The sequence below is a fragment of the Azospirillum doebereinerae genome (assembly GCF_003989665.1).
Classification (GTDB): domain Bacteria; phylum Pseudomonadota; class Alphaproteobacteria; order Azospirillales; family Azospirillaceae; genus Azospirillum; species Azospirillum doebereinerae.
Window position 1 is genome coordinate 152,490 of the sequence record NZ_RZIJ01000007.1, and the last position, 19,432, is coordinate 171,921.

Here is a 19,432-nt window from a genome sequence, read left to right on the forward strand (position 1 = left end):
GTGCTTGAGCTGCGCGACCAGCTTCCAGCTCCCAGTCGATGCAGCCCCGCATGTGCGAGCGTGCCTTCCTGCGGAAAAATGTGCGTACGATTCTCACATCCAATGGAACAGGGCGATTCCCGACAGCGTGGCAAGAAAGGCGCCGGCCGCAGCGCTGATCAGCGGCAGCATCGGCAGGCCGCCCGATTTCGTTCCGTTGTTGGCGATGGCGCTGTCGAAGCCGCGCAGGGTCGAATCCATGCGGATCAGGAACACTTCGAGGCTGCCGACCCGCTCCGTCACGTCGCGCAGGCTCTCGGCCAGCGCTTCCTGCCGGTCGGCCTGGGTGGTGCCGGTTCGGGCGGTGTCGTTGCGGGCGGCGGCGATTCCCTCGTTCAGATCGCGCAGCAGGCGTCCGACCGTCTGCTGCGCGGCGGCGAGCTGGCGCTGATCGCGTCGCACCGCATCGATCCGCTCGGCGATCCGCTGGAGATGAGGCGTCAGCAATTGGTCGAAGCGCTGCTCCTCCGCGTTCGGCTGGGTGAGGACCTCCGTCGCGCCGGTGGTGGGGGAGCGGAGAACGGCGTTGACGCAGCCCGGCGCGGCGTCCGGCGGCAGGATGATCTCCGCCTCGAAGGCGTGGGCGCCGTCGCCGATGCGGTTGTCGGCGAGATCGGCGCGCGGCCGGTCGGCGACAACGCGTCCCAACGGCAGCGGTGGGCCGCCGTCGCGCTCCAGCCGAAGCTCCACCTCCAGCCGGTCGTCGGGATGGGTGCGGTCCCAGGCCCAGCCGTAGACGCGGCCATCCTGGACGGCGTCGATGTGCCCCTCGATCGCGGCGGCGGTCTCGGCGGCGGCGGTCTCGTCAGGCTGCGGAGCGGCGCTGCGCAGATCGACCACGGTGGCGGGCATGGCCTCGTCTCCAGTTGGGGGTGGGGCATGAAGCCCTTCTCCTCTTGCGGGAGAAGGGCTTTCAAGAGCGCCGGCCTCAGGCCGCCTTGCGCTCCACCGCCTTGCGGGCGGTCGGGCTCGGCATGCGGTGGGGAATGTAGTTCTCGTCCAGGAACTCGCGCATGTCGCGGTAGCGCGCGTAGTAGGTGCGGTTGAACGCCTCGAAGCGCGACTGCTCCCAATAATCCTCCAGCACGAAGGGCTTGCCGGAATAGACGTTGTAGCAGGGGATCGCGAAGGTCTCCGCGAACTCGGCGGTGCGGCTGTCGTAGCTGAAATAGACCGACGGCGTTCCGTTCGACAGTGCCATCAGGTTGCCGTGCAGGCGGTAGCCCAGCACCAAATCCTTCGACCGCACGAGATTCTCGTAGTCGGACACGACGTCCGAGTACCACAGGCGCGAACGGTACAGCGAATCCATCTCCTCGTCGAAATACCAGTTCTTCAGCCAGTCGCTGTCGTGGAGCTGCTGCCACGCCTCGGCCTTCTGCTCCTCCGTGCCCCACATCAGCTTCTTCTCCTCGACCTCGCCCTGCATCATCAGCACGGTGTCGAAGCGGCGCGACATGTCCTTCACGAAGTCGCGGTGGCGTTCCAGATAGGTGCGGACGTCGGGCGAGTAGTGCCGCGACACCTCGCGCCGCATGGTGATGCCGACCTTGCGCACGCTGTCGAGCGCCGGCAGGTCGATGCGTAGCTCCGGGTCGCGGTTGCGGAAGGCGGTCGGGCAGCCGACGATGCGGGTGTTCTTGATGCCCAGATCCCACAGCACCTCGGCGGTGTAGGCGCCGCGCACGCCGATGCTGGTCGACTTGTCGGCGAACATGCGCCAGATGCGCTTGCTCTCCTCCGACAGCTCCAGCTTGCCGGTGGCCGGCGCCTGGGCGCCGACGCCGAAGGCGATCACCGGGATGCGCAGCTTGGACAGCACCTTCTCGGTCCCGGCCGGCCAGTTGATCGAATCGTGGATGTAGTTCGAGCCGCGCAGGAACACGTAGTCGTATTCGGCGTTGGCGCGGTCGACCAGCTCCTGCTTGAACTCGCGGATCTCGACCACGTCGAGCCGGTCGTAGGTCAGCAGCTTCAGCGAGGAATCGTAGACGAAGGCGTCGCCGATGTTGTGGTAGTGGTTAATGCTGCCCTGCACGTCGCTGTGGTTGTACCAGCGCACACAGTCGTGATCGTAGACTTCGCCCGAAGGAATCATAACGAGAATGTTGGCCACGGCTGTTCTCCCGGAAATGGGGCGGCGGAAAGGATGAGGGCTCACCGGTCGGCGACCGGGTCGAGACGGATCGGCACGCGGATCAGATCGCGCTGGGTGGTGGGCGCGCAGCCCTTCATCCGCAGGCGCGTCAGATAGAGGAAGGCGGTATCGTCGGTGTCCTCGAAGTTCCGCGACGGGCTGTCGGGATCGAGGATCGACGGGTAATAGACGGTCTCGGCGGCGCCGCAGCGGTCGGGATCGGTCATCAGCGGCGCGGCCCAGGCCAGACGCGGCGGCGACCAGGACAGCAGGTCGGCGGAACTCGACACCCACACCCCGGACACCGGCGGCACCCCCGGCGTCTCGGTCCGCCGCCCGGCCATCGCCGCGACGTAGAGCCCGGTGGGCGCGTGGCGGACGAGGCTGGTCACGGTGAAGGGCAGCCGGCCGGCGGGCAGCGGCGCGCAGACATGCCCGGCCGGGTTTTCCCCCGGCTCCGCGTAGGGATCGAGGAAGCGGACGGTGAAGCCCCGCCCGTCCCAGCCCCGCCAGGAGCCGGGGGCCGCGAGGTCGCGCGTTCGCATCAGGCAGACCCCGCGCTTCTGCGCGCCCGTTTCCTCGGCGAAGGCGGTGGCGTAGTACCAGCCGTCCTTCTCCACGATGTTGCTGGGACCGAACAGCCCGGCGCGGTGGCCGAGGTCGCCACGGAAGCGGTAGGGGATGCCGGCGACGTAGCCGGCGGCGCGGAACCGCGCCCCGCCGTCCGTGGACACCGCCAGCGTGACGCTGTTCCACCAGCAGGCGGCGTAGCCGCCGACCGGGCAGAGCGCGCGGCGCTCGTGCCCGTGATACTCGTTGTGGACCAGCGCGTAGACAACGCGGCCGTCGGTCGTGTAGGGCGCGGCGAGCCAGCCCCGGTCGTCGTAGCGGCCGGGATCGTCGTTGCGGCCGGACTCGAACACCACCTTGCAATCCGGCGCCACCCGGTCGAGCGAGGGGCCGGTCAACGCGCGGGCCGTGGTGTGGGCGGCCAGCAGATGCACGGTGCCGTCCACGCCGCGCCAGGCGCGGGCCGGCGCGTCGGGCACGTCCCAGCCCTCGCAGGCTTGGCCGTTCCAGTCGAACACCGTCTCCGGGCGGGCGCCCGCCGGCACGGCGACCCGCAGTTCGGCGGCTTGGGTGGGCAACGCCAGCGTGAGGAGAGCAGCCAAGCAGAGTTGGGCAAGTCCGGCTGCACGTGCCCCCACCCTGCCACTCCCCCGCTGGGCGCTATCGCTTGCACACATCTCGCACGGGCAGCGAGACACGCGCCTCATTGCTGAGCAAAGCCCCTCTCCCCTTGCGGGAGAGGGGTTGGGGTGAGGGGGCGCAAATCTCGTCTTCGCCTTCGGCGAAAACCCCTCATCCCAACCCTTCTCCCGCAAGGGGAGAAGGGCTGTTCGGCCCTGAAGGGTGTTTCTTGTTCGTAAACGCGAAATGCGTACATGCCGTAACCGCTGAGCGGGGGAGGGAACTTCGCTGAATACCGACATCGTCGTCAGCACCGCTGCGCCACGGCGCGCTCGGGCATGGCGGCCGCCGAGGACGTGCCGGTTCCAGCGGCGATCAGCGCCTCGTAGACTCCCGCGTGCTGGCGCGCGCACTCGGCGCGGTCGATCGGGCGGCGGATGCGCTGGCGCAGGCGGTCCCACAGATCCGGGGTGGTCAGCGCCTCGGTCATGCGGTCCACCAGATCCTCGACGCTGCCGTTGCGGAAATGCAGGCCGTCGACGCCGTGCGTCACCTTTTCGGCCATGCCGCCGATGTTGCTGGCGAGGATCGGGCGGCCGTGCAGGAAGGCCTCCTGGATGACGACCGGGGAGTTCTCCCACCAGATCGACGGAATGATCGTCCAGTCGACGTCCTTCATCAGCCCCGGCAGTTCGGCCGAGCGGTAGCTGCCGTAGAAGCGGACCCGGTCGCCGGCCTTCTCCACCGCGTCGTTGAAGCGCTTCTGATAGGCCTCGGGCTGGCGTTCCAGGTTGCCGCCGAAGATCATCAGCGCGCCGTCCTCCCCCCAGGCCTTGTCGGAAATGCGGGAGACCGCCTCGACCATCACATGGGCGCCCTTGAACTCGGTGAGCTGGCCGAAGAAGGCGAAGCGGTTGCGCCGGCCGCCGCGCGCCAGCGGCCGGGGCGGGGCGATGCCCTCCACGGTCAGGCCGTTCTCGATCATGCGGAACTTCCCGCGCGGCAGCCCCCAGTCGACGTAGCGGTCGATCAGGAAGTTGGACGGGCTGACGTAGAAATCGGCCTGCTCCAGGAAGGTCTTGAGGAACAGCTCGCGCTTGAAGAACTCCGCCTCGCCGATGTGCGGGAAGCAGCCGGCGCAGTCGGCCGGGCTGGAGCGGTAGCACAGCGCGTTGCGGCTGGTCTTCACCATCTGGCCGTGGTGGTGGCAGATCGACAGATACTCGTGGAAGGTCACGACGATCGGCACGCGCGGCAGGGCGTGGCGCACCGCCTGGATCGTCTCGACGCCGAGGCCCAGCACGTGGTGGAAATTCACCACGTCGGGCTGGAGGTCGCGGACGTAGCGGACGAAGTCCTTCTCCAGCCCCGGCAGGTTGCGGTTCGACAGGCGGAAATGGTCGTAGTCGTTGGCGTAGTACAGCACCTCCCGCTCCTTCTGGCGCAAGGCCATCAGGGCGGAATCGCCGTGCTGCGCGATGGGCGGAGCGACGCGGGCGAGGTAATGGCTCTCCCAGCCCGGCAGATCGTGCAGGCCCAGATGCAGGTTGTAGGAGGCGACCTCCGCCCCGCCCAGCGAGAAGGAGGGGTGGCCATGGCTGATGATCAGGGCGCGTTTGGTCTGGCTCATGTCGTGGCCGCTCGTCCGTCTGGAAGGTTGATGGGATCGGTCGGAATGTCAGGCGGCGACGACGGCGGCCGGCCAGTTCTCGGCGAAGCTCCACCGGTCCACCAGCGCGCTCATCCGGCGCCAGCGGGGGTCGTGGTCCTCGGGCGTCTTCTCGTCCACCGCCACCAGCCGCACCCCCGGCAGCCACAGGCAGGCGCCGCCGGCCGCGCGGACCCGCAAGGACAGGTCCAGCCCCTTGGGACCGGCGCCCAGGTAACGGCCGCCGCCGGCCAGCGCGCGGGCCAGAAGCTCGCGCGGCAGCAGCGCGCAGTCCGCCGCCGCCGCGTCGACCGCCGCCGGGTCACGCTCCTTCAGCCAGTCGCGCGGGTAACCGGCGAAGCGGCGCTCGTAGGTGACGGCGCCGTCCGGCCCCGCCACCGCGACGATGCCGGCGAAGCGGATCGAATGGTCCTCGTAGAGCAGGGTCGGACTGACCATCACCGGCTCCATGGGAAGAGTGGCGACGTTGCCGGCCACCGGCTTGCGCACCGCGCGCTCCAGCGCCGACAGCCAGCCGCGTTCGGTCGGCAGCACCGACGGCGACAGCAGCAGCACCCGCTCGGCCCGCGCGTGCGGCAGGGCGGCGGCGATGGCCTCGAACGGATCGCCGGCGGCGGGCGCGGCGACGAAGCCGACCGACAGGCGGTAGAAGGCGGCGGCCTGCCGCACCATGCCGGCCAGCCGTTCGTGCGCGCCGCCGCCGGCCGCGACCAGCAGCTCGGCCTCGGCGAAGTCGGGGTCGTTGGCCAGCCGGGCGAGGTTCAGGTCGATGTCCTCGCGCCCGTCGGTGACCGGCAGGATGACCGAGACGCGCGGGGCCTTCACCGTCCGCCCCATCGGGTGGAGGGTCGCGGCGGCCGGGTCGCGCGGCGCGGCGCCAGCCGCGCGCAGCATCGGTCCGAGATGGGTGGCGACGATGCGCTCGATCGACGGGCTGTCCGGGTTGACCGCCCCCAGCATGCGGCGCAGCGCATCCGACGACGGCGGCTGGCAGGGCAGCGGCAGGAAGGCCACGCCCTCCTCCAGCGTCAGCTCCAGATGGAACTCCGCCGCCGCCGGCAGCCCCGCCGGCTCGGCGGCGAAGGCGGTGAAGCCGTGGGCGTCGCGGCCGGGAAGCAACCGGCCGGCGAAGAGCGGATCGCCGGCGAAGGCGTCCGACACGTCGCGGCGGGCGCTGCGCGTCCACTCGCCGTCCAGCCGGGCGCAGAGGCCGGGGCCTTTCAGCGTCACCGCCCGCACCAGCCCCGCCGGGTCGAGCAGCCAGCCGCAGACGAACAGCCCGGCGCCCGGCACCCGCAGGGCCATGTCCAGCCCGATGCGGACCGGCGCGTCCAGCCGCGACACCGTCTCCACCCCGTTGTAGCGGGCGAAGGCGCGGGTCACCGCGCGGCGGGCGGCGTCGTCCTGAAGGCCGCCCAGCATGTCGCGGGCGTGGGCCGTCGCCACGCCGTCGCCCAGGATCGTGCGCTGCTCGAAGAGCGCCAGATGGCGCCAGCCGTCGGCGGCGCGGTAGTGGATGCGGCGGATCGCGGCGGGCGCCGCCACCGAACCGTCCAGCACCGCCAGCAACCCCGACGCGTCGCCCGGCAGGTCCGCCCGGTGGAAGGCGGCGGCGGCGCACGCGTGGAGCCGCAGCCCCTCGGTCTCGACCACCACCGGCCGCTCGCCGCAGGGGAAGCCGCGCGACCAGCCCTGGACCATCAGGGCGCCGTCGCGAAAGCGGCCGAGCACCTCGACGAAGCCGTCCGGCCGCGACGCCTCCTGCGCCAGCCCGGCCAGCAGCCGCAGCCGGCGGTCGGACGGCGCGGTTTCTCCCGCCGCGTTGGGCGGCATCAGCGTGCAGGCGAAGTCGAGCGCGGCGGCCAGCGCGTCCGGCTGGTTCCCCTTCAGCGCGGTGACCAGATGCGCGGGGTTGGTGCGGACGTTGGACAGGCGCGGCAGCGCCAGCCGCTTGCCGTCCGCGTCCAGGATCTCGATGCGCGACGGGCGCATGTGGACAAGCCCGTCCACCTGGATGGCGCCGAGGAACCAGCCCTCGCCCTCCCCGTCCGTCCAGCAGCCGCCGGTGAAGCGCCCCTCGACGGTGCCGTCCAGCAGCACCACGCCGTCGGCCGGCAAGGGCTGGTCGATGGCGCCGAACAGCACCAGCGTGTCCTCGTCCAGCAGGACGGCGGCGGTGATGTCGGCCTTGGCGGCGCGGTCCTTCATCGGATGGCACTCCCAGCCTGGAGATTTGGGGCGCGGAGATTCGGGGTGGCGGCGCGGAGCCCGCCGGTCATCAGTTCGTCGTAGAGGACGATGTGCTTGGCGGCGGCCTCCTCGGTGGTGCGGACGGCCGGGATGTTGGCGGACAGGCGGTCCCACAGGCCGGGCTCGGTCATCGCGCGGGTCATCACGCGGGCGAGGTCGGCGGCGTCGCCGGGACGGACGTGCAGCCCGTCCACGCCGTCGCGCACCGCCTCGGCCATGCCGCCGATGCCGCTGCAGATCACCGGGCGGCCGTGCTGGAACGCCTCCTGGATCACCAGCGGCGCGTTCTCCCACCAGACGGACGGCATCACCACCCAGTCGGCGGCGGCCATCAGGGACGGCATCTCCTCGCGCCGGTAGGGGCCGTGGGCGGTGGCGACGCCGCGCGCCGCCTCGAACCCGTCGGCGACGCGCTGGCGGAAGGCGTCGGTCTGGTAGAGGCTGCCGCCATGCACGGCCAGCGACGGCGCCAGCCCCTGGCGGGCGAGCCGCGCCGCCGCGTCGAGCGCCACGGTGACGCCCTTGAACGGGTTCAGGTTGCCGAAATAGGCGAAGGCGTCGCGCCGCCCGCCCTCGGCCAGCGCGCGCGGCGGGGCCGCCGCCGCCGCCGGCCGGCTGTTCGCCATCACCTGGATGCGCTCGGGCGCGAGGCCCCAGGCGACGTAGCGGTCGCGCAGGAAGCGGCTGGGCGCCAGGAAGCGGTCGACGAGGCCGAACATCGCCTTGATGTGCTTCTCGCGCAGCAGGAACTGGTCGGCCGGGCGGTCGGGGAAGCAGCGGTGGCAGGCGTCGGGCGAGGCGCCGGTGCAGAGCGCCTTGCTGCCGGCCGTGACCATCTGCCCGTCGTTGGCGCAGATCGGGTAGTAGTCGTGCAGCGTGTAGACGATCTTCGCGGCCGGGCAGACGCGGCGGATCAGGAACAGCATCTCCACCCCCAGCAGCAGGGTGTGGTGGATGTGGACGATGTCGGGCCGGAAGGCGCGCAGCAGATTCGCCAGATCGGGGACGAGGCCGTGCAGGTCGATCTGGCTCTGGTGGAAATGGTCGAAGTGACCGGCCCACAGCAGCACCTCGTCGGCGCTGCGGCCCAGCGTCTGGAACCCGGTGCCGGGGCGGGGCGCGCGGTGGGTGTCGTTGGTGCAGGCGAGGAACAGGGCCTCGGCGCCCGCCGCCTTCAGCCCGCCGAACAGGTCGTGCGCGACGATCTCGGTGCCGCCCGGATGCAGGCTCGGGTGGTTGTGGGCGATCAGCAGGACGCGGGGCGCCCGCGCGGCGGATGACATGGGGGCGGATGACATGGGGGCGGAGGGCGCCGGGGCGGAGACCAGGGGCGGCAGGCGGCGGTTCGCGGAACGGCTCAACGGGCGTCTCCCTTCTGAAGGACCAGCAGATCCTGGAAGTTCTCGGCCTCGGCGCGGCCGCTCCAATGCCCGTGCAGGATCGGCCGGGCCGGGCGCAGGCCCTGCGCCGCGAACAGGTCGAGCAGGAAGGCCTCGTCGTAGGCGACGGCGGCGTTGGGGTTGGCGGGGTCGGCCAGCAGCTCGGGTCCGGGGGCGTCGGGGAAGGCCGGGCGCGCAACACCCTTGGCCATGCCCTCCCGCGCCCGCCCGTCGACCAGGAACAGGCTGAGGAAGCAGCGCCCGCCCGGCTTCAGCACGCGGGCGATCTCCGCCGCGTAGCGTGCGGTCTCCGCGATCCGCAGATGGGTGACGACCGAGGTCAGGATCGCGAAGTCGTAGCCGCCGGCTGCGAAGGGCAGGGCCGTGGTGCCGCCGTCCAGCCGCCCATCGGGGTTGTACAGCCCGTTGGCGACGTCGAGGTGGTGGAAGCGGAAGGACGGGTAGGCCGGGGTGATCGTCTCGGCGCACCAGCGGATGCCGTCGGGGACGATGTCGATGCCGTCGTAGGCGGAGTCGAGATACTGGGTCAGCGGCAGCGCCATGCGGCCGATGCCGCAGCCGATCTCCAGCACGCGGTGGTCGGGGCGCAAGGCCCCCAGCCGCACGAAGTGGCGCAGGAACTCGGCGCCGATGGCGCGGAAGTCGCCGTCGCCGATGAACTGCCGCTCCTGCGGCGGGACCGGCAGGAAGCGGTTGCGGGCGATGTGGGCGCAGAGCCATTCCAGGCGCGGGTCGGTCTGGCGGCGCAGGACGGCGAGCTGGGGCTTGGGCAGAATCGCGTTCATCGGATCACCTGTTCTTCCCTTGGCGCTTCCGCCCGGTCACGGGGGGGTGAGAGACGGTCAAGGCGTCGGCCTCCCACGGCTGGGCCATCAGTTCGGCCATGCGCGCGTCCCAGCGGATGGAGTGGAGCCAGCGGTTGTATTCGGAGGCGACGCCCCGGGTGTAGCCCTGGTGCCGGCCGATCGAGCGGCGCTCCAGATGGTAAAGCTCGACCGAGGGAACGTAGCGGATGCCGAGCCCAGCGCCGCGGATGCGCAGGCAGAGATCCGAATCCTCGAAATCGCCGATGACGTAATCCTCGCAGAAGCCGCCGGCCGTCTCGTAGGCGGCGCGCGTCGTCAGCAGGCAGGCGCCGGTCACGCCGGGAACCGCGCGCGGCAGCCCGGCCGGGCCGAAGTCGCGCGGCAGGCCCTTGAAGTAATGATGATTGTACCAGTGGCCCTGGAGGTCGCGCTCGAAGTAGAGCCCGGCGTGCTGGAGGCTGTCGTCGTCGAACAGCAGCTTCGGCCCCACAGCGCCGACGCCGGCTTGCGCGTCGAGCGCCGCCACCAGCGCCGTCAGCCAGCCGGCGCGGTCGGGGATGACGTCGGAGTTCAGGAACAGCAGCCGGGGCGCGCGGGCGTCGGCGACCCCGGCGTTGTTGGCGGCCGAATAGCCGAAATTGGCGGACTGCACCAGCAGCACCATCGGCAGCCCGTAGAGCCCATGGAAGCCGCGCAGCAGATGCACCACCTCGTCGCGCTGCTCCGGGCTGTCGAGCACGAAGATCAGCTCGGCCCCGGCCATCGCCGGATCGGTGGCGAAGCTGGCGAGCTGGAAGCGCAGGAACTCCAGCGTCCGGTAGAGCGGGATGATGACCGACACCGCCGGCTTGGAAAGCCGTTCGCCGAAGACCACCAGTTCCGGCGCGGCGCGGGTCGCCAGATGGGCGGCGTGCAGCGGCGCCACCGCCGGGGCGATGACGCGCTCCAGCAGCTCCCGCGTCGCGAAGCGCGGCGGCAGGCTGCCCAGCACGGCGGCCCGCGCCTCGGCCTGCCCGCGCGGGCGCGGCGGCGGCACCAAGCGGATCGCGCCGCCGGAGACCAGATGCAGCTCGGCGCTGACCTGGAGCGCCGCCGCCCCTTCCGGCGCGCCCGGCAGGTAGGCGACGAAGCCGCTGCGGTCGAGCCCGCTGCCGCCGTAGAGCTTGGCGACGTCGTCGCGCGGGAAGCGGTGGGCGAAACGGTCGAGCCGGCGCTCGCCGCCGAACGGCGTCTGCACCGTCAGCCCGCCGGCCAGCCCGTGCGGGTCGTGGATCCAGCCGGCCAGGAACAGCCCGCCGTCCGCCAGCGGAATCGCGAGGTCGAGCGCGGCGCCGATCGGGCGCTTGGCGTCGGCCACCTGCCGCCGGGGCAGCGGCGCCAGCGCCTGCGCCTCGTCGACCGCCGAGGCGGCCGAGGCGTCGGCCCGGCCGCGCTGGGCGAGGCTGCGCAGCAGGTAGTGGCGCAGCGCCGGGGCCGCGTCGCGCTGGACCGCCAGATGCTCGGTCAGGGTCGGCAGCCGGGCCGGCGGCGCCGGGAAGCGGCGGCAGGCGACGCCGTTGACGCCCAGCACCACCAGCAGGTTGCCCGGCGCGCAGAGCGCCCGGTCGATCAGCAGGTCGAGCGTCGCGCGCCCCCGCCGGGCGGCGTCGTTGCCGACGCAGGCGTCGAAGGGCGCCGGCCCCACGGCGCCGGGCGCGACCACCACGACGCCGGTCACGTCGCCGAAGCGCGGCGACAGCGCGCCGGAGCACAGCAGCAGGTCGCCGCCCGCCGCCGCCCGGATCGCCAGCGGCGAGGGGGCCGGCGACAGCTCCAGCACCAGCCGGCGGCACAGCGCGGCGAAACCGGCGTCGCCGCGCAGGATCGGGGTGGAGCAGGCGAAATCGAAGAGGAAGCGCACGACGCGCAGCCGCGCCACCGCGTCCAGCCCGCCCAGCAGCCCCGCCGGATCCAGCTCGGCCGTTCCGCTTCCGGCCCGCAGCTCCGCGATCACGCGGTTCTGCGCGACGAAATGGACCGGGGCCAGCGGGTCGCGCGGCGCCCGCAGGATCGCCAGCACCCGCCGCCCGCCCCAGTCGGTGCGCAGGCTCAGCGTGGTGAAGGGCGGGCGGATCAGCTCGGCGTCGGCGCTGGGCGTGATCGGGCCGGTGGCGTCATCCGCGTTCCCATCCGCGTTCCAGGACACGAGCAGGAAACGCCGTCCCAGCGCGAGGCCCTGCGCGGGAGCGATCGAGGCCGAAGTCGGCAGGACGGCGAGTACGGTCATCAGCGGCGGTCCCTGCGTTTCGGGGGTGGGCGGTTCGGGGGTGGGCGGTTCGGGAAGAGACCGGCGGCGCGGCGCGCCACCGGTCCTTCCCTGGATGGACACTCAGCGGGCGGAGGCCGCTCAGTGGATGACGAAGAAGTCGTTGGGGTGGTGGTGCACGTCGTCGGCCGACACGCCCTTCAGCGTGATGCTGTCGCCGTTGCCCAGATCGATCACCGCGTCGCCGTGCTGGTCGGTGACGCGGGCGGCCAGATCGGCGGCGTCGGTCACCTTCAGCCCGTTGATGTTGCGGGCGATCTGCAGCACGTCCTCGCCCGCCTTGAAGTCCAGGACCACGTCCTGGCCGCCGCCGCCGGAGAAGATGAAGACGTCGTGGCCCTGGCCGCCGGACAGGATGTCGTCGCCCTTGCCGCCTTCCAGGCGGTCGTTGCCGTCGTCGCCGGCCAGGAAATCGTCGCCCTCGCCGCCCTTCAGGATGTCGTCGCCGGTGCCGCCGCGCAGGTAGTCGTCGCCCTTGCCGCCGTCAAGGATGTCGTTGTGGCCGCCGCCCGACAGCGTGTCGTCGCCGGCCCCGCCGGTCAGGATGTCGTCGCCGTCGCCGCCCGACAGCACGTCGTCGCCCTTGCCGCCGTCGAGGATGTCGCGGCCGCGCCCGCCCAGCAGGGTGTCGTCGCCGTTGCCGCCCAGGATGATGTCGTCGCCGTCGCCGCCGTCGAGGATGTCCGCGCCGTTGCCGCCGGTCAGCAGGTCGGCCCCGCTGCCGCCATGCACCATGTCATGGCCGTTGCCGCCGAACAGGGCGTCGCGCCCGTCGCCCCCCAGAAGCGTGTCGTTGCCGTTGCCGCCGAACAGCGTGTCGTCCCCAACCCCGCCGTCGAGCAGATCGCCCTTGTTGGTGCCGAAATGAAGATCGTCATAGGTGCCCCCAGGAACCGTAGCCATTTGTTTATGTCTCCTTTGAGGAAGTGTTTGGACCCGGCCACTTGAGCGGCCTAACTCGAATTCGCGAGCTGTCTCTTTCGGTGTAACCAAATCCCTGCGCTTGATCCTGTGATAAAACGGAGGCGTTCAAAAGAAAAAACTGAGTCCTGACCGCAGAATCTCACAGACAAAGACATTGGATTTATTTTCAAAAAGACTGTGTTATTGAAGTCTTTCGAATTTCGTTCTATTTTTATTTTCAAATTTTGTTGGCTTGGCGCACGAAATTCGACGGCGCGATGGCGCCAACCACCGGACCGGACGGCTTTGAAGCCTTGAAAAACAAAGGGGCCGGTGCGCGATGCACCGGCCCCGTCCCGACGGCGTGGCGTTGACGGAGACTTGCCCTCAACTCTCCCGGAACGCGCGGTGCAGGCCGTCGGTCAGCGGAGTCAGGAAATAGTCGATGGCCTTGCGGGGGTGGCCGTGGATCATCACCTCGGCCGGCATGCCGGGGTGCAGCTCGACATGCGGCAAACTCTTCAGCATCGCCGCGTCCAGGCTGATCCGCGCGGCGAAATAGGGCGCGCCGGTCCGCTCGTCCTGAAGCTGGTCGGCCGACAGCGCGATCACCGTGCCCGCCACCGGCGGCACCGCGCGCTGGCGGAAGCCGGTCAGCCGCACCATCGCCTTGCCGCCGGTCTCCACGTTCTGCACGTCGTTCGGCGACACCCGCGCCTCGACGATCATCACGTCGTCCTGCGGCACGATGTCGAGGATGCCCATCCCGCCCGGAATCACCCCGCCCGGCGTGTAGTAGCGCAAGCCCGTGACCCGCCCCGCCTGTGGCGCCGTGACGGCCTGGCGCAGCAGCACGTCGTCGGCGCCGCGCAAGCGCTCCGACAGGTCCGACACGGTCGCCTGGACGCTTTGCAGCTCGACGGACACCTCGGAGCGGCGGGTGTTGCCGAGGTTGATCATCTCCAGCTCGGCGGCGGCAATGCCCTGTTCCGCCTTGGATTTGTTGGCCTGAAGCTCCCCCAGCCGGCCACGGGAGTCGGCCACGTTGCGCTGGAGGTCGAGCAGGCGGGGCTTGCGCTCGTAGCCCTTGGCGAGCAGCCCCTCGACGATGCGCTGCTCGTCCTCGGTGTAGCGCAGCCGGTCGGCGGTCGCGGCGCGCTGGGCCTCCAGCGCGACGATCTCGTCGCGGAGCTGGGAGATCCGCTTGCGCTGGATGGCGAGCTGCCCCTCGTAGCTGTCGCGGCGCGAGGCGAACAGCCGCTCCTCCACCGACAGCGCCTCGGCGGCGACCGGGTTGTCGCGCGCGGCGGCGACCAGGGCGGCGGCGAAGGCCGGCTTGGCGGCGTCGGCCTGCTCCGCCCGCAGCCGCGCCAGCCGCGCCAGCGCCGTCCAGTATTGGCCCTGGACCTGCGAGACCACGGCCTGGCTCTGCGTCGAATCGAGGCGCAGCAACACCTGCCCCGCCTCCACCGTGTCGCCGTCCTTGACCAGCAGGTCGCGCAGGATGCCGCCCTCCAGATGCGAGACGGTCTTGCGATGGCTCTCCACCATCACGGTGCCGGCGGCCAGCGCCGCGCTGTCGAGGCTGGCGGTGAATCCCCAGGTGAGGAAGCCGCCGAAGCCGACGACCACGGCCAGCGCGCCGGCCAGCGCGGTGCCGCGCAGCGAGGGCTCGACCGGCACGGCGTCCAGAACCGGCGCCCAAACCGCCGGGGGGGCTGCGTTGCTCATCGTTGGTCTCCCGTGCGGGCGGTTCCGGTGCGGACAAGGCGCGTGACGCCGGCCGGAACGCCGGTCTGCACCAGTTTCAGCACGTCGGCGCGCGCGCCGAAATGCTCGACCGCGCCGTCCTTCAGCACCACCAGCTTGTCGGCGGCCGACACGATGGAGGGGCGGTGCGCGATCATCACCACGGTGGTGCCCTCGGCGCGCGCCTTGCCGATGGCGTGCAGCAGCGCCTGTTCCCCCTCGTGGTCGAGGTTGGAGTTGGGCTCGTCCAGCACCAGCAGGCGCGGGCGGCCGAACAGCGCGCGGGCCAGCGCGATCCGCTGGCGCTGCCCGCCGGACAGGGCGAAGGCGTTCTCGCCCACGGCCGTGTCGTAGCCGAAGGGCAGCCGGCCGATCATCTCGTGGACGCCGGCCAGCCGGGCGGCGCGCACGATCTCCGCCGGGTCGGCGTCGGCCATGCGCGCGATGTTCTCACCGATGGTGCCGTCGAGCAGCGCGACCGACTGCGGCACGTAACCCACGTATTTGCCGAAGCTTTCCCGTTCCCACAGGAAGGTGCTGGTGCCGTCGAGGAAGATGCCGCCGGCCGTCGGCTGCCACACCCCGACCAGCAGGCGGGCCAGCGTCGACTTGCCGGCGCCCGACGGGCCGATGACGCCCAGCACCTCCCCCGCCGCGACGGAGAAGGAGACGCCGCGCAGCACCGGGCGGTTCAGCCCGGCCGGCACATGGGTGACGCGGTCCACCTTGAGGTCGCCCTGCGGCGGCGGCAGCGGCATGGTCGCGCGCTGCGTCCCGCCGCCGTTCAGCAGGTCGCGGATGCGGCGGTGGGCCTCCAGCGCCTTGATCCACTGGCGCCAGCCGTCCACCAACTGCTCGAAGGGCTGGAGCAGCCGCCCGGTGATCAGGCTGGCCGCCATCATGCTGCCGGGGGACACCGTGTTGTCGATCACCAGCGTGGCGCCGGCCGCAATGACCCCGACCTGGAGCATCAGCCGCAGCGACCGCGAGGCCGAGGCCATGGCGCGCGACACCGTGGCGCCCCGGTCGATCAGCGAGGCCGAGCCGGTCTGCGCCGTCTGCCAGCGCCGCGCCAGCGCCGGCAGCATGCCCATCGCCTCGATCGCCTCGGCGTGGCGCACGGTGCCGGCGATGTCGGCGAAGACTCGGGCCGAGGCCTCGTTGGCTTGGGCCAGCGGGCGGCGGGTCAGCGCGTCGGTCAGCACGCCCATGACCGACAGCAGCACCGCCGACCCGATGGCGACCCAGCCGTAGACCGGGTGCAGCAGGAACAGGATCACCAGGAAGATCGGCGCCCAGGCCAGCTCCAGCGGGGCGGTCACGGCGCTGCTGGTCATGAAGGCGCGCAGGTCGTTGAGGTCGCGCATCGTCTGGCCGGCGTTGCGCGTGCCGCCGCCCAGCGCGTCGACGATGGAGGCCTCCAGCGCCGGGACGTTGAAGCGGTGGGCCACCACCGCCCCGGTCACCAGGAAGGCGCGGGCGCGGATGAAGTCGAGCACGCCGTACAGCGCCAGCCCGCCCACCGCGATGATCGCCAGCATCGTCAGCGTTTCCAGGCTGCGGCTGCTCATCACGCGGTCGTAGACCTGCATCGTGTAGAGGGGGACCACCAGCATCAGGACGTTCACGAACAGGCTCAGAACGCCGGCCAGGAGAAGCCCCTGCCCGATCTTCCGGTAAGCCTGGGTCAGCAAGGGCCGATCCGCAGAACTCATCATCGCTCCTTCGGTGGTCGGTCCGCAGGCCGGGATTTCATCGAATCGCCGTGTCTGGGGACGCTGTGTTCGGGCGGTCGGGGGGAAACGGTCCGGATGCCGGTGAAACCGGAACGGGGTCGTGAAACCCAAGCGGGGGAAATCCGGACGTGGGACGGGCGTTGCCGGACTCCGTATCGGCTACGCTTACGTCGAACACTTTTTAAAGACGTGTGACAAGTTTCGGCGCCTCCCCCTTCGATCCCACTCGAAAGGGGTAGACGCCGCTTTCCAAGCCATTGGCAGAAAAAGGAAAAATTAGGCTTCGCCGAAGGTTTTACCGCTTTAGGCATGGATGTTTCACCCATCTGGTCAGAACCCCTTTCAATCGGCATGCTGCGACGCGATGCAGGTCCGGACACCGGACCGCCACTCTTTCCCTCCGCCCGTGCCTCCCGAAAACGTTTCGAGGATTCCCTCCGATGACGAACCCAAAGACCATTCTCGTGACCGGCGGCGCCGGTTACGTCGGCAGTCATTGCGTGGCGGAACTGCTGGATCGCGGCCATCGCGTCGTGGTCTTCGACAACCTGCGCCAAGGCCACGCGGCGGCCGTCCCGCCCGAGGCCGCCTTCGTCCAGGCCGACCTCGCCGATCCCGAAGCGCTGGCCCGCGTGTTCGCCCAGTGGCGCTTCGACGCGGTGTTCCATTTCGCCGCGCTGTCGGTGGTCGGCGAATCGATGCGCGACCCGCACGCCTACCTGCACGGCAACACGGTCACCTCGCTGAACCTGATCCGCGCGACGGTCGAGGCCGGGGTGCGCAAGCTGGTCTTCTCCTCCACCGCCAACCTGTTCGGCTCGCCCAGCCGCATGCCGATCGACGAGGACGAGGCGATCGACCCCGGCAGCCCCTACGGCGAATCGAAGTTCATGATCGAACGCGCGCTGCACTGGGCCGACCGCTGCCACGGCCTGCGCTCGGCCTGCCTGCGCTACTTCAACGCGGCCGGCGCGCACCCCAACGGCCGCATCGGCGAGGACCACAGCCCGGAAACCCACCTGATCCCGCTGGTGCTGGACGCGGCGGCGGGAAAACGCCCGCACATCGAGATCTTCGGTGACGACTACGCGACGCCGGACGGCACCTGCGTGCGCGACTACATCCACGTCTGCGATCTGGCCGACGCGCATCTGCGCGTGCTGGACGCGCTGGAGGAGCGCAGCGTCCGCTACAATCTGGGCAACGGCACCGGCTACAGCGTGCGCGAGGTGATCGACGCGGTGGAGCGCATCACCGGCAACCGCGTCCCGGTGGTGGTCGGCCCGCGCCGTCCGGGCGACCTGCCGGTGCTGATCGCGTCGTCGGAGCGGATCCGCCGCGACCTCGGCTGGCAGCCGCGCTTCCCCGGTCTCGACGCCATCATCGGCGGTGCCTGGGCATGGCGCTGCGCCCACCCGCAAGGTTACCGGACCCTGGCGAAGGCGGCCGAATAGGAATGACCGGACCCGCGACGAGCACCCCACGCTGGGACGACGGCGCCTCCCCCGAGCAATCGGGTTCCGAGCAGCCGGGGGAAAGCCTCGACCTCGCCGACTACCACGGGCTTGCCCGGCTGATCGAGCGCATGCACCGCCGCTACCTCGACGTCGTCCGCGTCGGCCTGCTCAAGCAGGGCGTCGAGGACATCGGGCCGGTGCAGGCGCTGATGATCATGCTGATCGGCGAGGACGACCTGTCGGTGCGCGACCTGATGGAGCGCGGCTACTACCTGGGCTCAAACGCCTCCTACAGCCTGAAGATCCTGGTCGACGCCGGCTACATCAACCGCGCCGCCAGCCCGCGCGACCGGCGCACCGCGCGCCTGCAACTGACCGACAAGGGGCGTGCGCTGCGGGCCGAGCTGACCCGGCTGGAGCAGATCCAGGCCGAAGCCCTGGTGCGCAACGACGCCGAGATCGGCGAACTGAAGGCGGCCTACCGCACGCTGCGCCGGCTCGACCGCGTGTGGGGCGACATGGTGCGCTACTCCAGCCTGGACTTCGACTGATGGCGAACGCGGAGAACATCATGGACCCGACGGCGAACCGGACCTCCCTGTCGTTCCAGGACGTCGAGCGCCTGCTGGCCTCGCCGTCCGCCGAGACGCGCATCGAGACGATGCGCAAGCTGTTCGACGACCTGGAGGCCGGCGCGCTCAGCCCGGCCGAACGGTCGCTCGCCATCGAGGTGGTGCACTGCTTCGCCGGCGACGCCCAGACCGCCGTGCGCGAGGCGGTCGCCTGGCAGCTCCGCAACAGCCCGCTGCTGACCGAGGATCTGGCCGAGCGGCTGGTCCGCGACGTGGGCCGGGTGGCCTTCCCGATCCTGCGCGACGCGGCCAGCCTGACCGACGATTTGCTGCTCGACGTGCTGTCCAGCCCGGACGCCGGCAAGCATCTGGCCGTCGCCCGCCGCTCCACCGTGTCGGCGCGGGTGTCGGGCGCCATCGTGGAGCGCGGCAACGTGATCGCGGTGACCGCCCTGCTGCGCAACGGCGGGGCTGAGGTGCCCGAGCCGGCGCTGCACCGCGCGCTCGACCGCTTCGGCCGCGTCCGCATGGTCAGCGAGGCCGCCGCTGCCCGCCCCGGCCTGTCGCTGGCGGTGGTCGAACGCATGATCGCCTTCGTGTCGGATTCGGTGCGCGCCACCCTGACCCGCGCGCACGGCCTGTCGCCCGAGTTGGTCGAGCGGCTGATCCAGCGCGGGCGGGAGGCCGCAACCATGCGCCTGCTGCGCCCGGTCCTGCGCGGGGCCGACGACGTCGACAGCGTGATCCAGTGGCTGCACGCCAACGGGCGCCTGACCGCCGCCCTGTTGTTCCGCGCGCTGTGCGCGGGCGACCTCGCGCTGTTCACCGCCGGGATGGCGGCGCGGGCCGCGATCCCCACCGGGAACGCGCAGGCTCTGGCCTGGGACGACGGGGAACTCGGGATGGCGGCGCTGCTGAAGCGGGCGAAGATCGCGGGCGGCCTGCTGCCGCCCTTCCAGGTCGCGGTCGGCGTCGCCAAGCGGATGGGCTACGACGGTGCCGAGGCGGGCCGTGAGGATTTTCAGGCCGAGGTCATCGGCGAACTGTTCACCGCCTGCACCCCGACCAACGACTGGCGGGTGGACGACCTGTTGCTGCAACTGTTCGAGCAGAAATCCGACGAGGTGATCGACCGCGCGCTCGATCAGGCCGGGCTTCCCTTCGTCCCAGTACGCATGGTGCCGTGAGGGGAACGCCGCCGGACGGCCCCGTCCGCGC

14 protein-coding genes are annotated in these 19,432 nt (G+C 71.1%); 3 read left to right on the forward strand and 11 right to left on the reverse strand.

All coding sequences use genetic code 11. The annotated features are described in order from the left end of the window. Positions 1-93: 93 nt before the first annotated feature. The 11 genes from EJ913_RS11285 to EJ913_RS11335 form a co-directional block, all read right to left on the reverse strand. Positions 94-891: a hypothetical protein gene (locus tag EJ913_RS11285; RefSeq protein WP_126997799.1), complete on the reverse strand. Its 798-nt coding sequence runs from the start codon at positions 889-891 to the stop codon at positions 94-96. Between the two features lie 76 nt (positions 892-967). Further along, positions 968-2,155 (reverse strand): polysaccharide pyruvyl transferase family protein, encoded by a 1,188-nt coding sequence (locus EJ913_RS11290; RefSeq protein ID WP_126997801.1) that lies wholly within the window; start codon positions 2,153-2,155, stop codon positions 968-970. A 41-nt stretch (positions 2,156-2,196) separates the two neighbouring features. Beyond that, positions 2,197-3,348 (reverse strand): hypothetical protein, encoded by a 1,152-nt coding sequence (locus EJ913_RS11295; protein WP_126997803.1) that lies wholly within the window; start codon positions 3,346-3,348, stop codon positions 2,197-2,199. Positions 3,349-3,674: 326 nt separating this feature from the next. Then, positions 3,675-4,997, reverse strand: a complete 1,323-nt coding sequence (locus EJ913_RS11300; protein WP_126997805.1) for a glycosyltransferase family 4 protein — start codon at positions 4,995-4,997, stop codon at positions 3,675-3,677. A 48-nt stretch (positions 4,998-5,045) separates the two neighbouring features. Continuing rightward, positions 5,046-7,244, reverse strand: coding sequence for a hypothetical protein (locus EJ913_RS11305; RefSeq protein ID WP_126997807.1), 2,199 nt, complete (start codon positions 7,242-7,244; stop codon positions 5,046-5,048). Beyond that, a complete protein-coding gene (locus tag EJ913_RS11310) occupies positions 7,241-8,647 on the reverse strand; it encodes a glycosyltransferase family 4 protein (protein WP_238519287.1) in 1,407 nt (468 codons plus the stop codon). The genes EJ913_RS11305 and EJ913_RS11310 overlap by 4 nt, the downstream gene beginning before the upstream one ends. Next, entirely contained in the window at positions 8,644-9,471 is an 828-nt protein-coding gene (locus tag EJ913_RS11315; protein ID WP_126997809.1) for a class I SAM-dependent methyltransferase, read from the reverse strand. Before EJ913_RS11315 ends, EJ913_RS11310 begins: the two co-directional genes overlap by 4 nt. Before the next feature lie 4 nt (positions 9,472-9,475). Then, positions 9,476-11,758, reverse strand: a complete 2,283-nt coding sequence (locus tag EJ913_RS11320; protein ID WP_126997811.1) for a glycosyltransferase — start codon at positions 11,756-11,758, stop codon at positions 9,476-9,478. A gap of 120 nt (positions 11,759-11,878) precedes the next feature. Beyond that, complete coding sequence (locus EJ913_RS32980; protein WP_126997813.1) at positions 11,879-12,700, reverse strand: calcium-binding protein; 822 nt, start codon at positions 12,698-12,700, stop codon at positions 11,879-11,881. 387 nt (positions 12,701-13,087) lie between these two features. Then, on the reverse strand, positions 13,088-14,431 hold the full coding sequence (locus tag EJ913_RS11330; RefSeq protein WP_126997815.1) for an HlyD family type I secretion periplasmic adaptor subunit: 1,344 nt from the start codon (positions 14,429-14,431) through the stop codon (positions 13,088-13,090). Beyond that, entirely contained in the window at positions 14,428-16,143 is a 1,716-nt protein-coding gene (locus EJ913_RS11335; protein ID WP_244939319.1) for a type I secretion system permease/ATPase, read from the reverse strand. Before EJ913_RS11335 ends, EJ913_RS11330 begins: the two co-directional genes overlap by 4 nt. A gap of 482 nt (positions 16,144-16,625) precedes the next feature. On the opposite strand from EJ913_RS11335, the gene galE reads away from it, so the two are divergent. The 3 genes from galE to EJ913_RS11350 are packed head-to-tail and all read left to right on the forward strand — an operon-like array spanning position 16,626 to position 19,401. Beyond that, complete coding sequence (galE, locus tag EJ913_RS11340; protein ID WP_126997819.1) at positions 16,626-17,639, forward strand: UDP-glucose 4-epimerase GalE; 1,014 nt, start codon at positions 16,626-16,628, stop codon at positions 17,637-17,639. Between the two features lie 2 nt (positions 17,640-17,641). Continuing rightward, complete coding sequence (locus EJ913_RS11345) at positions 17,642-18,193, forward strand: MarR family winged helix-turn-helix transcriptional regulator (RefSeq protein WP_126997821.1); 552 nt, start codon at positions 17,642-17,644, stop codon at positions 18,191-18,193. Then, positions 18,193-19,401 carry a DUF2336 domain-containing protein gene (locus tag EJ913_RS11350; RefSeq protein ID WP_244939320.1) on the forward strand — a complete coding sequence of 403 codons (1,209 nt, stop codon included), beginning with the start codon at positions 18,193-18,195 and terminating at the stop codon, positions 19,399-19,401. Before EJ913_RS11345 ends, EJ913_RS11350 begins: the two co-directional genes overlap by 1 nt. Positions 19,402-19,432 lie beyond the last annotated feature (31 nt).

Coding starts and splice junctions, on each gene's coding strand:
- EJ913_RS11315 (WP_126997809.1), bottom strand. CDS start 9,471: ATGAACGCGATTCTGCCCAAGCCCCAGCTCGCCGTCCTGCGCCGCCAG.
- galE (WP_126997819.1), top strand. CDS start 16,626: ATGACGAACCCAAAGACCATTCTCGTGACCGGCGGCGCCGGTTACGTC.
- EJ913_RS11300 (WP_126997805.1), bottom strand. CDS start 4,997: ATGAGCCAGACCAAACGCGCCCTGATCATCAGCCATGGCCACCCCTCC.
- EJ913_RS11320 (WP_126997811.1), bottom strand. CDS start 11,758: ATGACCGTACTCGCCGTCCTGCCGACTTCGGCCTCGATCGCTCCCGCG.
- EJ913_RS32980 (WP_126997813.1), bottom strand. CDS start 12,700: ATGGCTACGGTTCCTGGGGGCACCTATGACGATCTTCATTTCGGCACC.
- EJ913_RS11285 (WP_126997799.1), bottom strand. CDS start 891: ATGCCCGCCACCGTGGTCGATCTGCGCAGCGCCGCTCCGCAGCCTGAC.
- EJ913_RS11305 (WP_126997807.1), bottom strand. CDS start 7,244: ATGAAGGACCGCGCCGCCAAGGCCGACATCACCGCCGCCGTCCTGCTG.
- EJ913_RS11350 (WP_244939320.1), top strand. CDS start 18,193: ATGGCGAACGCGGAGAACATCATGGACCCGACGGCGAACCGGACCTCC.
- EJ913_RS11330 (WP_126997815.1), bottom strand. CDS start 14,431: ATGAGCAACGCAGCCCCCCCGGCGGTTTGGGCGCCGGTTCTGGACGCC.
- EJ913_RS11345 (WP_126997821.1), top strand. CDS start 17,642: ATGACCGGACCCGCGACGAGCACCCCACGCTGGGACGACGGCGCCTCC.